At 32.4% G+C, this 16,249-nt stretch carries 11 protein-coding genes; 9 read left to right on the forward strand and 2 right to left on the reverse strand.

Annotation, left to right across the window (positions count from 1 at the left end):
• Positions 1-341: 341 nt before the first annotated feature.
• Together HM990_RS13555 and HM990_RS13560 are read right to left on the reverse strand one after the other, a co-directional pair.
• Complete coding sequence (locus HM990_RS13555; protein ID WP_178989457.1) at positions 342-2,285, reverse strand: KAP family P-loop NTPase fold protein; 1,944 nt, start codon at positions 2,283-2,285, stop codon at positions 342-344.
• On the reverse strand, positions 2,285-2,581 hold the full coding sequence (locus tag HM990_RS13560; RefSeq protein ID WP_042269890.1) for a hypothetical protein: 297 nt from the start codon (positions 2,579-2,581) through the stop codon (positions 2,285-2,287). The genes HM990_RS13555 and HM990_RS13560 overlap by 1 nt, the downstream gene beginning before the upstream one ends.
• A gap of 140 nt (positions 2,582-2,721) precedes the next feature.
• Between HM990_RS13560 and HM990_RS13565 the strand changes: the two genes are divergently transcribed.
• The 9 genes from HM990_RS13565 to HM990_RS13605 all read left to right on the forward strand — a co-directional run bounded on the left by HM990_RS13565 (position 2,722) and on the right by HM990_RS13605 (position 16,247).
• Positions 2,722-3,633 (forward strand): helix-turn-helix transcriptional regulator, encoded by a 912-nt coding sequence (locus tag HM990_RS13565; RefSeq protein ID WP_178989458.1) that lies wholly within the window; start codon positions 2,722-2,724, stop codon positions 3,631-3,633.
• The gene (locus HM990_RS13570) at positions 3,626-4,612 is read left to right on the forward strand and encodes a PD-(D/E)XK nuclease family protein (protein ID WP_178989459.1); all 987 of its coding nucleotides are present in this window, start codon (positions 3,626-3,628) and stop codon (positions 4,610-4,612) included. Before HM990_RS13565 ends, HM990_RS13570 begins: the two co-directional genes overlap by 8 nt.
• 31 nt (positions 4,613-4,643) lie before the next feature.
• Positions 4,644-6,563, forward strand: a complete 1,920-nt coding sequence (locus tag HM990_RS13575) for a DUF2779 domain-containing protein (protein ID WP_229719271.1) — start codon at positions 4,644-4,646, stop codon at positions 6,561-6,563.
• 4 nt (positions 6,564-6,567) lie between these two features.
• Positions 6,568-8,031: a DUF3375 domain-containing protein gene (locus HM990_RS13580; protein WP_178989461.1), complete on the forward strand. Its 1,464-nt coding sequence runs from the start codon at positions 6,568-6,570 to the stop codon at positions 8,029-8,031.
• Complete coding sequence (locus HM990_RS13585) at positions 8,028-8,609, forward strand: DUF4194 domain-containing protein (protein WP_178989462.1); 582 nt, start codon at positions 8,028-8,030, stop codon at positions 8,607-8,609. The genes HM990_RS13580 and HM990_RS13585 overlap by 4 nt, the downstream gene beginning before the upstream one ends.
• Positions 8,610-8,646: 37 nt before the next feature.
• A complete protein-coding gene (locus HM990_RS13590; protein ID WP_178989463.1) occupies positions 8,647-11,994 on the forward strand; it encodes an ATP-binding protein in 3,348 nt (1,115 codons plus the stop codon).
• Positions 11,991-13,133 (forward strand): Wadjet anti-phage system protein JetD domain-containing protein, encoded by a 1,143-nt coding sequence (locus tag HM990_RS13595; RefSeq protein WP_178989464.1) that lies wholly within the window; start codon positions 11,991-11,993, stop codon positions 13,131-13,133. Before HM990_RS13590 ends, HM990_RS13595 begins: the two co-directional genes overlap by 4 nt.
• Before the next feature lie 148 nt (positions 13,134-13,281).
• The gene (locus HM990_RS13600) at positions 13,282-13,575 is read left to right on the forward strand and encodes a hypothetical protein (protein ID WP_178989465.1); all 294 of its coding nucleotides are present in this window, start codon (positions 13,282-13,284) and stop codon (positions 13,573-13,575) included.
• Between the two features lie 2 nt (positions 13,576-13,577).
• Positions 13,578-16,247 carry a DEAD/DEAH box helicase gene (locus HM990_RS13605; protein ID WP_178989466.1) on the forward strand — a complete coding sequence of 890 codons (2,670 nt, stop codon included), beginning with the start codon at positions 13,578-13,580 and terminating at the stop codon, positions 16,245-16,247.
• Positions 16,248-16,249 lie beyond the last annotated feature (2 nt).

The raw sequence follows: 16,249 nt of genomic DNA on the forward strand, positions 1-16,249 counted from the left end.
TTTAGATTTATTATAAATTAATTATTGTACGGTGTAATTAACATTTGTTAAGAGGATAGTGTTAGACTATTTTTTTTTAATATCACAAAAACGAAGAGATGTTTAGCTAAGTAATCATATAAATTAAGCAAGAGTATCATTTAAAATTCACAAAAGTTCAAACCTTAAACCGATTTTAATCAATTAAATACACAACTTGATGCTAAATTAAAAAACGCTTTAAACATTTAGTTTAAAGCGTTTTAAATAAAATGGTGACCTCGAAGGGACAGAGTTCAAACTTTTTGAAGGAGGATATTGGGTTAATAATCTCTAAATCAAACCATTTGAGAATTTAGGTTTTAATTCACTATTTCAATTCCATCAACTGCCTTTAGAAATTTCACTACAGCATTAGCAAATTCTTTTTGATTTTCTTCTTCGTTGATAAATGTCCAAGCATTAGGCAGACGAGTATTCATTCTCATAACAACTGTATTGTGATGGTCATTCTTTGCTATTCCGTGATTGAAATCATAGTATTCAGGAAGTTCTTTATCTAATTGTTCCAAATTTGCTAAAGTTGAATTGAAGCGCTCTCTTGCTTTTATCGCTAATGCATCAGGTTCATTTAAGTTAGAATCAAAACTTTTATGTGGAGCTTTTATAAAATACCAACATTCATATCTAGTTTCAATACGGTAATCTTTTGCTCCTGGATGAATGGAAAAATCTAGTCTATATCTGTGCTTTGGCTTTTGTATGATGTAAGTCAAATTAGACTGAACTCTCTTTTGATTGTATTGAAGTTCAATCCCAGACTCTTTAGCTAATACTATTAAAGATTTTGAAACTCGATTATTTAAACCTTTTAAAAAATGTGACTTGTGAATTTCTTTAGGTTTTACTTCTTCAATCGTGTCATCATAGCTAGTGACCGAGGCTACATCTATGGCATTACTCATTATATCTCCAACGGAAGAATCTTCTGAACTTCCAAGCGCTTCTTTTGCATTATCTTCTATCAGAGATTTAAGTGTATTAAGCAAACGTGAGATTTGCATAGCTCTAGTGCTCAAATAACTTTCTCTTTGACAAAGTTGATATAGAACCTGCTCCCATTCTTCATCAAAATATTCATTCTTACTAAGCTGTTCTTTTAACTCTTCATTTAACTTATCAATCTTAAAAGTATCTAGTAACTGCTCATCCCAATTTTCAAAATCAGGATAACGTTCTAAAGCACGATATATAAAAGGATAAGATATCTGTATACTAAAAACACCTATGTTTATGAGTTGCTGAAAATCGGATGGTTTGTTTTCCTGTTCAACCGCAAACATTACATTCTTTACTAGAGATAAACTATTCAATAATCGTTTTATCGCTCTAGGGTTTGAGCCTACTGTTTGGTGGCTTATTTCTACAATGGATTTGCCTGTAGATTCATCAATGTCTTTAGATTCAAAATAATTTATCTTTTGAAGACCTTCTAAAATCAACTTGTCAATTTTATATTGACCAACTGGCATTGTAAAGGGTAACTGGATTATCTTTTCGAAGAAAGATCTAAACTCTCTTTCATTTTGAGAAGTCTTTTTTCCAAACTTTGGTTCTAATCCTTTTACAACAACATCATAATCTATGGCCAGAATGAAAATGCAATTCTCTAGGTCAAAGATATTTTTAAGCAATTCTAATATTTGTACAGCTACGGGTGGGTTTATTCTGTCCAAGTCATCTATAAAAAACAAGAAGCCTTTTGTCTTTTCATCTTTATTTACACACGTATTTATTTGTTCTTGTAACTCAGCGTGCAAATCTCTTAATGAAGATTGTCCAGCACTTTCTTCCCAAAGGGCATCTACTGCGTCTCCAGCAATTCCTGCTGTCGCCATATTTGTACCAGTCTTTATAAGACTTTTTGTGGCTGACATTAAGAATCGAGAAGCTTTCTTTTTTAATGCTTGTACATTTTGATTTTTATCTTTTTCTAAAATCGAAATAACAGAACCTATAACTCCTTGAATAATATTAGTCATCGTGGTGTATTCATCACTTAATAGTGAATACTCCCAAGTATTAACCCATATAGCCTGAAAGTTATCTGAACTATCACACAAGTCGTGCTTAACAGAGTTCATCAAGGATGTCTTTCCACTTCCCCATTCGCCTTGAATAGCAATAGTTAAAGGGGTTTGTGCTGTATTTATAAAATTAGTTAAGCCATTTTTATAGGCATCTATCCCAAGCTGATCTGGCAATCCTGCTTTTTTAGGAACATCTATGATGCTTGAAGTAATCATTAGGCTACTTTACGGCTTATACGTTTTCCTTTTTTATCATAGGTCTCGGCATAATTTCCATCTTGTACCGAAAAAGTTTCACCAGATGCTCCTAAAAAACGGTCAAAATCATTTACAAATCTTGATAAGCGCTTTAGGTTTTCATCCAGTACTTCTGTGTAATTTCCCTTCTGTAAAATTACTATCTCACTTGAATTACCTAAAAATTCGCCTTGAAAGACTGCTCTTTTTATGCGCTTTCCTTTTTCATCTAAGGTTTCAATGTAATTCCCTTTTATGCCAACACGTGCAATCATATATTTTTAATTAAATGGTTATCAGTTTTAATACGTTCACAAAATAAGAAATTTATATCGCCATTTTGTGTCGTTTTATTTTTAAATTTATATCGACATACTTTGGCGAGGTGCATTTGTAAATTTGAATATTAAATAAAATGGCAAATTATAAACTATTGAAACGACTGTCCTGCATAATGCATCTTGTAACGAGTAAAAGTGGTATTTCAAAAACTGAAATGATCGACAGATTGTTCGCAGATTTTGATATTGACACAACACCTCGTACACTAGAAAGGGACTTGAAAAATTTGAAAGATGATTTTGGTATTGAGATTAATTACAGCAGATCCATACGTGGTTACGTCTTAGAAGAAGACGAGCGTCAGATAAGTAGTTTTTTGAAGTTTGCTGAGTTTTCTTCCTTAGCAGAAATGTATGAAGAAGGAATTAAAGATTATAAATCTTTTAATAAATACATCATTCCAGATGATAGTTCAGATTTCACAGGGTTGCATAATATGGCTAGGATAGTTAAGGGAATTACGCTTTCGCGAAAGCTAACTTTTACCAAAGAGAATTATTACAAAGAAACTAGAAAGACATATACGGTTACTCCATTGCGTTTAAAAGAATATTTAAACAGGTGGTACTTAATTGCAGTTCCTGAAGGAGAGAACGAGATCCGAAACTTTGGTATTGATAGAATATCAGATTTAAAATTGACAGATACTCCAAGCGATTTATCTCAAGACTTTGAAGCTCAAATTAAGCTGTATGAAGATATTGTTGGTCTTAATTACAACGAATCCAAGAAAGTTGAAAAGGTAATTTTAAGTGCTGATAATAAACAGTTAAAGTATTTAAGGAGTTTACCGCTTCATAAATCACAAGTTTGTATAGACGGATTAGATGGTAAATGGGGAGAGGCAATTTTTCATATTAAGTCCAACTATGAATTTGAAACGCAAGTCTTGAAAATGGCTGGAATGGTAGCTATTAAAGAACCTATAAGGCTGAGAGAAAAAATGAAAAACCACATAAAACAAATGATGCATAACTATGAATAAAACTCCTAACTTATTTCAATGGGCAACTTCTGAATTGTCTCAAGATGCTTTTTTATGTTGGTTTATAGATTGGACACATCCGGCCTATAAAGGAGTTAACACTCTTCTGACTGATTCCGCGACAAACTTTATCAACCTAATGACTAATGGCGAAATCAAATCAATAGATAGTTTGACTATAAAACGCCAATTCAAGAGTATTGATATTGTAATTGTAATTAACGACGAGCACGTTATACTCATTGAAGATAAAGTTCATAGTAAAGAACACGGTAATCAGTTATCCAGATATAAGAAACTCTTAGAGAATGAATATGCAGATAAAACAATTTACCCTATATATCTTAAGACTGGAGATCAAAGTAGATACAAAAGTGCAAACGACAATGGATATAAAATTATAAGACGAAAAGACTTATTGGATGTTTTAGAGGAAGGTATTCAATCGGGCATTGATAATAGTATTTATGTAGACTTCACAAACTTTTTAAAAAGGAGAAGAAGTTCTGTTCAAAGTTACTTGACGCTTCCTTTTGAAGATTGGCATTGGGATTCTTGGAAAGGTTTTTATCAAAATATCCAAAAAGGTTTTAATGATGGGACTTGGGACTATGTACCACAAAGAAATGGTGGTTTTTTAGGTTACTGGTGGCATTGGAACTCTGGAAAGATTGATGATGTTTCTTTCGAGTATTATCTACAACTTGAGCATACTAAACTTTGTATAAAAATATATGTAGAAGGAACTAAGGAGAATAAGTATCACGTAAGAAATAAATTTAGACAAAAGCTATACCCATTAGCTGAAGAGCATAAAATTGATATTCATCAAAATGGTCGAATAGGAAAATGGATGACAGTAGCTGCTTTATCTAATGAGTATAGAATAAAGGACAATAGCGATGTTATTGATATGAAAGCAACGATAGAGAATCTTAAAAGAATTAATAATTTAATGAACGACTTAAAATTTGACTAAGCCACGCTACCTAACTAAATCCAGATTTAAGTTGGCACTTGATTGTCCAACTAAACTGTTCTATACTAGAAAGAAAGAATATGAAGATTCTAGCGAAACTGACACTTTCTTAGAAGCACTTGCTCAAGGAGGTTTCCAAGTGGAAGAATTGGCTCGTATGGAATACCCAGATGGCGTTGCCATTCTTGGCGAGGATTGGAATTATCAAAAACTTGCAGACAAAACAAGTGAATTATTACTCAATAAGAATGTCGTAATCTTTGAAGCAGCATTCTTATTTGAAGGGCTATTCATTAGAACAGATATACTTGTAAAGCACGGCAATAACATCAAATTAATTGAGGTAAAAGCTAAATCTATAGATAGCGCTCATCACGATAGTTTTATAAACTCAAGAGGTGGTTTAGGTTGGTCTGATTATTTATATGATGTCGCATTTCAGAAATATGTAACGCAAAGCTGTCATCCTGAATGGAATATTACAACCTATCTTAATCTTGTAGATAAATCTAAAAAGACTACTGTTAATGGCTTAAATCAACATTTCAAAATAGCTCAAAACAGTGATTTAAGAACCGGAATAATAACAACACCTGGTCTTACTAAACAGCACATAGGAGATTCAATTCTTTGTAACATTAATGTGGATGCCGAAGTGAATTTAATTCACAATGAGAATCCACTTTTTGAAACTCAATCATTTGAAGATTGTGTTTTGTTTTTTAGAGATAGCTATAAAAATGACATCCGCTTGGACACGCCTATTGGCAAGCATTGTAAAGGCTGTGAATACAGAGTTGATGATACTGATTCAGACGTTAAAAGTGGATATCACGAATGTTGGACAAATCAGTTATCGCTTTCGCGAAAGCGTATATCTGAGCCTAAAAGTTATGATGTTTGGAATTTTAGAGGTAGCGGAAGTTTATTTGAACAAGGAATTGTGTTTATGGATCAAATAGAACTGGAGCATATCAATATTCAATTAGAAGCAGATGCCATAAGTAATTCCGAAAGACGCTGGTTACAAATAGAGAAAACTAAACAAAGCGACAATGCACCGCAGATCGAAATTGATGGGCTTCGTAAGGAAATGAGTAATTGGAAGTTTCCACTAAATTTTATTGATTTTGAAACGACTGCGGTGGCCATACCATTTACTGCAGGCAGAAAACCATACGAGCAATTAGCATTTCAATATAGCCATCACATTGTTTTTGAAGATGGTACCATTGAGCATTATTCAGAACACCTTGATACAAAAATCGGTCATTTTCCAAATTTCGATTTTGTGAGAGCCTTGAGAGATTCTTTAACTAAAAACGAAGGTTCAATATTTAGATATCACAATCACGAAAACACGATACTTAATAAAATCTATGGACAGTTACTAGAATCATCAGAGGACGATAAAGACGTTCTTATTTCATTCATTGAATCTATTAGTCATAATACAGGAAGCTCTGCAACTACTTGGTCTGGACCAAGAGATATGATCGACCTCTTCCAAGTAGTGAGAAATTATTATTTCCATCCAGAAATGAACGGAAGCTTATCTATAAAAGCAGTACTTCCAGCAGTCTTAAATACTAGTGAAGTGATAAAGAGAAAATATGTAAAACCAATAAGTGATATCAACCTAACCTCTAAAAACTTCCCTCAAGAATATGTATTTCTTCAGTTTGAAGATGGAAAAGCGATTAGTCCATATAAGGCATTACCATCTGTTTATGAAAATTGGTCACAAGAACAATTAGATAATGCATTAGCAAACATAGGAGACATTGCAGATGGAGGAACTGCTCTAACAGCTTATGCAAAATTGCAGTTTGAAGAAGTAACACAAGAGGAACGTGACGCACTTGAAAGTGCGCTACTAAGATATTGCGAGCTAGACACGCTTGCGATGGTAATGATATATGAGCATTTTAAAGAATTAATAGAATCATAATTGAATGTTTGAAATAGAAGACATTAAAAATATATTAAAAGATTCGCCGAGCATAAACTTACTTAAGTTAAGAAAGTTAGATGTGGTCGTAGCGTTTTTATATACTGCATTTAGTCAAGATAGAAGTTCTATACTTTCTGATGATTTTCATAGAAGGCTTGAAGATTACTTAGATCATTTTGAAGTTGATTTCGATGAAGAAAGTGACATACAACAAACATTTGATACTAATGAAGTAAAGGCTAAGAGGTCTATCAAAAAATGGACTGATAGCGGGTTTTTAAGTAATTATTATAACGAGAATGGAGATATAGTGTATCAATTATCTCCTTACACCATTAAAACCCTAAACTGGATAGAAACGCTTAAGAAGAAAGATTTTATAGGTGCCGAATCTAAATTTAAAGACATCTTCAATCAACTACAAGAACTAGTTGAGCATACAGATGAAGACGTAAATAAGAGAATTAAGAATCTAGAACGAAAAAAAGCAGAACTTGATGAGCAGATTCAGGATCTAAAAATGGGTAAGGAAGTAGAAATCCTTGAAGATTTCCAGATTATACCAAGATTTGAAAGACTCAACACAACAGCAAGAGAGTTACTTTCAGATTTTAAAGAAGTAGAAGATAACTTCAAAAAAATCACAAATGAAATTTATCAAAAACACCTCGATAAATCTTTATCAAAGAGCGATGTCTTAGATTTTACTTTTGATGCACTTGATAAACTAAAAGAAAGTCATCAAGGAAAAAGTTTCTATGCATTTTGGGAGTTTTTAATGGATCGTTCGCTTCAAGATCAATGGAAAGAACTTACAGAAGAACTTTACAGTAAACTAGATGAAAAAGGGATAAAGAATGATGATACTTTTCTAAAAGGGATAAAACGATATCTTTTTAAATCAGGCAAAAGGGTTTATGAAGCCAATGATAAAATGGCTGAGAAGCTAAGTAGAATAATAAGAGAAGGGAATGCAGTTGACAAAGTATTAGTCAAAAATCTTATTCAAGATATCAAGAAGAGTTTATCCATAATAAGTCAAGATAGAATTAGTCCAGACCTATCTATGCAACTTGAAACTGGAATAGATTTTAATGTTCCATTTGAACGAAGACTAACTTACGAAAAGAAAGAAAATCACGTATATCAAGTTAAACCTGAGCGAGCAGATAATGACTTTACCCAAGCTGATGACTTTAAAGATGTTGTCACTCGAAAAACAATAAACAAAAAGAAGCTCAAGTCTAATATTAAAAGTATTTTGATTAATAAAAATCAAACAACACTAATAGAAGTAATTAACGAAACTGGTGGTATTTCTGAAGGCTTACCAGAACTCTTTGGTTACTTTGAAGTTTTGCAAGATTTTACCCACGAGTTTAATGATAAGCAGTTAGATACCGTATTCTTTGATAAGAAGCAGAGTAAATCAATACAAATACCAGAAATTATAATAATAAAATGAGTTTAATAGAAAAAATACAGCCTTATTCCAAAGCAGTTGTGAGACTTCTGAAAGGCACGGTAAATAAAAAGGATAGTACCTGGGAAGATACATTACTTTATAAAAAAGAGATTGCTGAATATATTAGTGTAATAGGTTTAGAATTAATCATTCAAGAAGAAGATGGTTATGCATTTGTCAAGCAGTTCATAATAGATGAAGATGATAATACTTTAGGCTTAGTAAGCAGACGAGCTATAGGTTTTGAAGTTTCAGTTGTGTTGGTCATACTTCGACAAATGCTCGAAGAATTTGAAAACAATCCTATTGAAATTCAAGGGACAATTAAATACATTCTTAAGGAAGATCTTAAGGCTGAAATAGAACGCTTCTTACCTCAAAAATATAACACGGTTCAGTTTTTAAAAGACCTAGATTCTCATATTAATAAAATTATAGATTTGCGTTATTTAAAAGAGGTAAGCGAGAACGACGAAGAACCAAAATACATTATTCATAAAATCATTAAAGACAAGGTTTCTCTTGACATATTAAATGATTTCAAAAATCAATTAGAAGCCTATGTCGAGTCTATTTAGCACAGTGTCAGGTGAAGCAGGATTCAGGCTTCAATATATGGAAGTTCTTAACTGGGGAACATTTGATGAGAATGTTTTTAGAATAGATCCAAAAGGAAACAATTCTTTGCTTACTGGCGCAAATGGTTCTGGTAAAACGACCTTTATAGATGCGCTACTAACATTAATAGTACCTCTTAAAAACAGTCGTTTTTATAATCAATCTTCCGGTGTAGAGAAAAAAGGCGATCGCACAGAACTTAGCTATGTTTTAGGTCACTACGGCGATATTCAGAAAGATGGAGAATTAAGTACTACTACTCAAAGTTTAAGAGATAAAAGTTGTTACTCAATACTGTTAGCTAATTTTGAAAATACGGATGGAAAGTCAATTACATTATTTCAGGTAAGATGGTTTTCAGGTAATGAGATGAAGCGAACCTTTGGACTGGCTTACCAACCTCTTGAAATTGAGAAAGATTTTACATTATTTGATGGTGGTGGAGTTTGGAAAAAATTGCTAGAAACTAAATATAATCAAAATAGTACAAGACGTAAAATTGAGTTTTTTGAAGGGCCAACTAAATACGCAGAGCGTATCACCAAATTATTTGGAATGCGCTCTGTAAAAGCATTAAACCTTTTCAATCAACTAGTAGGAATAAAAGTATTAGGAGATCTTGATGCATTTATTAGAAATGAAATGTTAGAGTTTAAGGACGCAGAAGATGAATACAAGGCTTTAGAAGAGAGCTTCGTTACCTTAATGGACGCAAAGAACAATATTGAAAAGGCTAAAGAACAAATTGAACAATTAGAACCAATTAACAAGTTAGCAGATCAATTAGATGCCGAGAAAGAAGACTTAAAAAAACTAGAATTCAATAGAGATACTGCTCTTTATTGGTTTGCTGAAAAAGGTAAAGAACTTTCTGGTCTAGAGAAAAATCGATTAAACGGTATAATAGAGGCCAGCAATGCTAGAATTAAAGTTTTAAAAACAGATGAAGGCAGTCTAAGAGACAAAATCTCTACAGTAAAGACTCAAATAGAGAATGATGAAGTAGGGAAACAAATTGAAGATTTAAAAACAGAAAGAGCTCAAGTTGATGCAGACACGACAAATAGAAAAACTAGATTAGAGACATACAACGTAACTGCCTCTTCTACAGGTTTAGCTAAAGATCCTTCAAAAAAAATATTCCAAGAATCTTTTGAAAAAGCAGGCAAAGAAATTAAATCGATTGATTTAAAACTCCCTAGTGAAAGGCAGAGATTCTATAGCATAGAGTCTGAAATTACTGAAAAAGGTAAAAAAATAATTGAAGGAGTTGAAACTGTAAAAAGTTTAATTAATAACGGAAATAACATTACTGGTAGAGTTTCAGAGATACGAGATGAATTGATTAAAGCGATTGGCGCGACAAAAGAAGACATCCCTTTTGTTGGAGAATTAATTGCTATTAAAGAGTCCGAAACAGCTTGGGAACTAGCTATTGAAAAAGCATTGCATAGTTTTGGATTGAAACTGTTAGTGCCTGACGAGTACTATGATGCTGTTAATGAATATGTCAATAAAACACGATTGAATGGGAGAATATCTTATGAGCGTATTAGATCTTCTTTTTCTATAAAGGCACTTTCTCCACAAGTCTTCGATGACAATTACCTAGTAAGTAAACTGGATTTTAAAACCACAAGTCAATACCAAGAATGGGTAGAACAAAATGTTACATCACGATTTAATTTCCTTTGTACAGATGATATGTCTGCTTTCGCGAAAGCAGAAAAAGCAGTTACAACTAAAGGATTAACAAAATTTGGTAAAGGTAGACACGAAAAAGACGATAGAAAGTTCTCGCTTTCTAAGGAACGTTATGTGCTTGGATGGGATAATTCTTCTAAAATTAGTTATTGGAAAAATCAAGTCCAAGAACTTAGAAAAAACAAAGAATCCTTGGAATCTCAATACAATGTAATTGAGATTAATATACAAGAACTAGATACCCAAAAAGACAACTTAAATGATTTAATAAAGTTGTTTCCTTCATTTGATTTAATAGACTGGAGTACATCTGCTAAAAAATCTGAAGCTCTTAAAAAACGAATTGAGAATTTAAAAGATTCCAACGATAAAATAAAAGCGCTGGAAGAAGAAAAGGATATTCTTGATAGTAAGTTAAACTCTAATACAGAAGAACGTGACAAAATATTAATTCAAATTGGTAAAATTGAAGCTAATGTTGATGATGCCAACAAAATATATAACGAAAATTCCATATTATTAGAGTCAATACCCAATCATCAGATAGACATATCTAGTTTCGGAATAACTAATAGTAATTTAGAAAATATTTCATATTCCAATTTCGCATCAAATAAAGAGTCTTTTCAAAAAGAAAATAATCTTGAAATTTCAAAATTAGCAGAATCACTGAATAGACTCAAAAAGTCATTAGGAGATAAAATGAGGGCTTTTAAAATCCCATCAGAAAAGATAAGAGAACGATTCCCTTCTTGGGAATCAGAGGTGAGTAATTTGAGCTTAAACGTTGATTTAGCATCCGCTTTTCAAGAAAAATACATTTCATTAACCAAAGACGATCTGCCTAAGTACAAAAAGCGCTTTGATAATTATCTGGAAGAGACATTGACAAATAAAGTTGGAGAGTTTAATGAGTTCTTTGGTTCTTGGTCTGAAGAAATCAAGGAAAACGTATCAGCCTTAAATGAATCTTTAAAGAAAATTGATTTTGAGACTGTACCACAAACGACATACATCCAGTTAATTGCTAAATCTAAAAAGAATGAATTAATAAATGAATTCAAAGAATACCTATTACAAGCTATTCCAAATTTCAAAGAAATGCACAGTACAGTTGATGGTAAACGTGTTCATTTTGAAAATGCAATTGAACCATTTATTAAAAAGCTTCGTGATTTTGAATGGAGAAGTAAAGTAATGGATGTACGTACTTGGTATGAATACAAGGCAGAAGAGTTCTACAAGGAAGATGATTCAAAAAAGAAGACCTATGAAGGTATGGGACAACTCTCTGGAGGAGAAAAAGCGCAGTTAACTTATACTGTATTAGGATCTGCAATTGCATACCAGTTCGGCTTAACAAAAACAGGAACGGAAAGCGATTCTTTTAGATTTATCGCTATTGATGAAGCATTCAAAGCACAAGATAGTAAGAAGGCAAATTATCTAATTAACCTTTGTAAACAGTTACATCTTCAACTACTTGTTGTTACTCCTAGTGATAATATTGATATTGTTGAAGACCATATCTCATTCGTGCATTTTGCATCAAGAAAAAATGATCGCAATAGTTGGTTATATGATATGACTATAGAACAATTTCAAGAAGAACGTGAAAAATATGTTACTGAAGAAGTATGATTGCACCAGAAGAAATTTATAAAAAAGCCAATAAAAAATACATCTCTTACTTACAAAGTAAAAAAAATAGAGATGTATTTTTCCCATTGATTATACCAGGAAATAAAATACCTAGCAAAAACACTTCAGGTTATAGTGAAGAGATTAAAAGACTCTATCTCGATTCAAAAGAGAAAAAGGGATATGGTTATGAGATTGTCTATACGCAAAAACGAAAAAAAGGTTTAGGTCTGCAAAGTCTTCCCTCACAATTTGTTTTCGACAATGAGCTCGATTATCTACAATACCTTCATAAAGAAAAGGAAGTTATCCAATTTGATAATGCTTGTGAAGTCACTTTCAAAACTTTCCCAAAACTGAAAGAAGTGATTTTTAATAAGCCAGCTATTTTATTGAATAACCTGGATAAGTGGGGAGATCTATTAAAAGTATGTACATATTTTAAAAACAATCCTCAACCTAATTTGTACATAAGAGAATTACCAATTAAGGTGCATACCAAGTTTGTAGAAAAGAATCAATTCGTTTTAACTACACTTCTTGAAACTATTTTAAATCCAGAAGATATTTCATCAGAAAAAAGATTTGAAAAAAAGTTTGGTCTAAAATATTCAGAACCACTAGTTCGATTTAAAATACTCGATCAAAACATAGCAGATATTTCGTTTTCGGGAGTCAGTGATTTAGCATTACCACTAAGTCATTTTAATCAGCTCAACCTTAATATTTCAAAAGTAATTATTGTTGAAAATAAGACATCCCTTTACACGACGTTAACTCTTCCAGATATGACTAATACCATAGCTGTTTTTGGTCAAGGATTTGGGGTATCTAATCTTAAAAACATAGAATGGCTCAAAACTAAAGAGGTGCTTTATTGGGGAGATTTCGACGCTCACGGTTTTGAAATTCTATCTCAAGTAAGAGGATATTATCCTCAAACAAAAAGCGTACTAATGGATGAAAACACCTTTAATAAGTTCTTTGAGAATGACAAAGGTGCTGGATCTAAAGTGTCTCAATTAGATAATCTCACGGAAGCTGAAAGTAAATTGCATAGATTCTTATTGGAGAATAATTATAGGCTTGAGCAGGAGAAGATTCCTAATGACTATGTTATCAAGCACTTTATTTTATAGCTTCAAATAGCATATATATATTGTAATATATTACCAAAATTATAATATATTGTATTCCTTAATTGAATTCAAATTTTCAATTGACTGGTTTTGAGCACTTCTATTTTATGGCATTTAATTGGCTTATCAGCTTATTAAATAACATAAAATGAAAATACTAAACTATCAATTAACGTCGCACTTTGAAGAACGAATGAGAATTAGACACATACCAGAGTTTTTAATTTCACTATGTCTTGTAAAAGGAGAAATTAAAACTACTAGTAAAAACAAAAAAGAATATAGCTTGAATCAAAATTACATATTGGAAGCAGTTAGTCAAGGCTACTTGAGTATAGCAGAATGCCTATCTATAAAGAAGATCGTTGTCGTAGCAAAAACGAACATTCTTATTACCACGTATGCTACTTATGGAGATACGGGAATGAACTATAGCAACTAAATATGAGATCTGAACCAAAAAGAACACTTAGGCAACTTAATGCTTTTAACAGAGAACATCAAGACGAGTACCGAGTTAATAAACTTTTAGATGGAGTTTTTCACGGTATTAGGGATTCTCAAGATTATTTAAGAAGCGCAAAAGAAGTTATTCAAAATCAAAATGCAATAGCCATACCAGTTCAATTAGAAACCTTTGAGGAGGAAATTGAAAAAGGTAAAAAAGGCAAAACTATTCTTTGGAGATATCACCTTCAGTCAATGGATACCGTAGGAGAGAAGAAATCTTCTGTAATTACTAATTATCTTTTTAAGAATGAACAAGAAATAGTTTATTCGGTTAAGCCTACTGGAAAGCTCTGGAAGGATAAAGACAATGAAGCTAGAATAAGTGATCGAAATGAAGAGGAATTATACTTGGATTTTAATAAAGATCCTGGTATTGATAAAACCATCTATCTTAAAGCAAATGATTATCAAATCAGTATGCAAGAGCACGCATTGCGAACTTTGAATAATAAGCCAGAAAGTCATCACACACCACTTTTGAGATTATTTGATTTACCCATTAAAAGTAACAGGTATTTTGAAGAGAATTACGACTTAAACTTAGCGGAGAACATTGATTTTAAAATCCTTAATAACACCAATATTGATGGAGCAACAGAACAACAAGAATTTGTTAAAAAAGCTTTAGCATCTAGAGACTTTGCACTTTTAGAAGGACCACCAGGTTCTGGCAAGACCACAGCTATTATAGAATTAATCATTCAATGTGTTTTAAAAGGACAGCGCGTGTTGTTAGTTTCCTCTACACACGTTGCAGTAGATAATGTTATTGACAGAATAATAGGCAAGTATAAAAAACATACAGAAGGTTTAGTAAGTCCTATGCGTATAGCATCTAGCCCTGGAGTGATAAGAAAAGAAAGTGTCGAGTCATATCATTTAACGCAGCTTATCAAGCATACCAAAAAAGAAATGCTCAGTAACTTGAATAAGAAACAAGATTCTATTGGAATAAAAGCTCTAAAGGAAAGCCTCAACTCTAAGAATTCAAGTTCCAACTTTGATCAAATTATATTGGATTCAGCAAATCTGGTAGGTGGCACAGCAATTGGAATATTACAACATCCTGGAATTAAGTCTGGAGTAGGTAAACCTTTTGATGTAATGATTGTAGATGAGGCTTCAAAAGTGACATTCTTAGATTTTTTAGTTCCCGCACTACACGCAAAAAAGTGGGTTTTAGTAGGTGATGTAAACCAACTCTCTCCATACACAGAAGGAGATATTGTTACAGAGCATCTTAATAAATTACTAGATAAAGACCAACAAAATCTTATAGCTGAGACCTTTGAGCTTCAAAAGGATTTGAAATTGAGAAACAAAGAAAAAGTAGTTCACGTATTATTTACTAAAAGAGATCAGGAGCATTTCAGTAATTTAAAAGAAAGCAACTTAGAAGTATTTCATTTAGACGCCCAGAAATCTTCTCTATCAACTAATTCTGGACACTGGTTATTAAATAGTGTAGATATAATAATAGCACAGCCTTCAATAGAAAATGAAACGCTCCTTGCTCAACACTTAAAATTTAAAGCAAAGTTTTACGGTAATAGACCTAAAAACGCATTACTAATCCATCATCAAAACCATTGTCACAAAGTCAAAAACGGAAGAAAAGCTTGGATTAACAACTATTCCTATAAACTAGATAAAGATCAGAACTGGGGCGAATTAGTAGGTAGGAGTCTTGAGCAGATGTATCAATACCGTTTTGAGCCAGAGCTAGAAAAGAATAAGAAAATAGAATATGACATACTAGTTCCTTCTTCTATTGAGCAGAAAGTAGAAGGCCTAAGACGAGTCGCCCTGCCTTCTATACTAGAACTCTTACAAATAGGTGTAGGAGAAAAAGATCGCACCACAAAAGACGGTAAAACTTATAATGTAGAGAAAATACTTTATTCTGGTTTTGACAATATGACCAAAGTGAAAGAATTGAAGTTTCAATCCTTAAGCTATCAGCATCGTATGGAAGATGATATTGCCAGATACTCTCGAGAACATTTTTATGACGGTAATAACCTAGTGACTGCAAATACTGTATTACAAATTAGAGATAATCCACTTAGAGAATATAATAAAAGTGAAAATTCTGTTATGTGGATGCCAAATGGATATCAAATTAAATATAACAATAAAGGCAAACAACGTATTACTAATCCAGAAGAAGTAAATCACATAAAACAAGAACTAATTTCTTTTCACGCTTTCGCGAAAGCGAGGTCAGAACAAGTATATGAAGTAGCAGTACTTTCTTTCTACAATGATCAAGTTGCTAAACTAAAAGAAATGCTTAAAGAGCTTACGAAGCAATATCGAAAAAATAAGTTTTTCACATTAGGAAATATTAAAATAACCCTGTGCACGGTAGATAAATTTCAAGGTGACGAGGCAGATATGGTGTTATTGTCTTTTGCAAAGGCTACAGCAGGCGCTCACTATAACAGCCCTAATCGATTGAATGTGGCCATTACTCGAGCACGTTATAAACTTGTGCTATTTGGAAATCCAGAACGATTAAAAAAGGGAGCAGGTCTTCCAGCTCTCAAAAAGATGGCAACGGAGATTAATACCAGATTAACGAGTCACAAATCAAGAAACTAAAG

Origin of the sequence: Winogradskyella schleiferi, from assembly GCF_013394655.1 — a bacterium.
Lineage (GTDB): Bacteria > Bacteroidota > Bacteroidia > Flavobacteriales > Flavobacteriaceae > Winogradskyella > Winogradskyella schleiferi.

What these genes read in the sequence shown, in the direction of transcription:
- HM990_RS13555 (WP_178989457.1), bottom strand. Translation starts at nt 2,285, where the DNA reads ATGATTACTTCAAGCATCATAGATGTTCCTAAAAAAGCAGGATTGCCA.
- HM990_RS13560 (WP_042269890.1), bottom strand. Translation starts at nt 2,581, where the DNA reads ATGATTGCACGTGTTGGCATAAAAGGGAATTACATTGAAACCTTAGAT.
- HM990_RS13565 (WP_178989458.1), top strand. Translation starts at nt 2,722, where the DNA reads ATGGCAAATTATAAACTATTGAAACGACTGTCCTGCATAATGCATCTT.
- HM990_RS13570 (WP_178989459.1), top strand. Translation starts at nt 3,626, where the DNA reads ATGAATAAAACTCCTAACTTATTTCAATGGGCAACTTCTGAATTGTCT.
- HM990_RS13580 (WP_178989461.1), top strand. Translation starts at nt 6,568, where the DNA reads ATGTTTGAAATAGAAGACATTAAAAATATATTAAAAGATTCGCCGAGC.
- HM990_RS13585 (WP_178989462.1), top strand. Translation starts at nt 8,028, where the DNA reads ATGAGTTTAATAGAAAAAATACAGCCTTATTCCAAAGCAGTTGTGAGA.
- HM990_RS13590 (WP_178989463.1), top strand. Translation starts at nt 8,647, where the DNA reads ATGGAAGTTCTTAACTGGGGAACATTTGATGAGAATGTTTTTAGAATA.
- HM990_RS13595 (WP_178989464.1), top strand. Translation starts at nt 11,991, where the DNA reads ATGATTGCACCAGAAGAAATTTATAAAAAAGCCAATAAAAAATACATC.
- HM990_RS13600 (WP_178989465.1), top strand. Translation starts at nt 13,282, where the DNA reads ATGAAAATACTAAACTATCAATTAACGTCGCACTTTGAAGAACGAATG.
- HM990_RS13605 (WP_178989466.1), top strand. Translation starts at nt 13,578, where the DNA reads ATGAGATCTGAACCAAAAAGAACACTTAGGCAACTTAATGCTTTTAAC.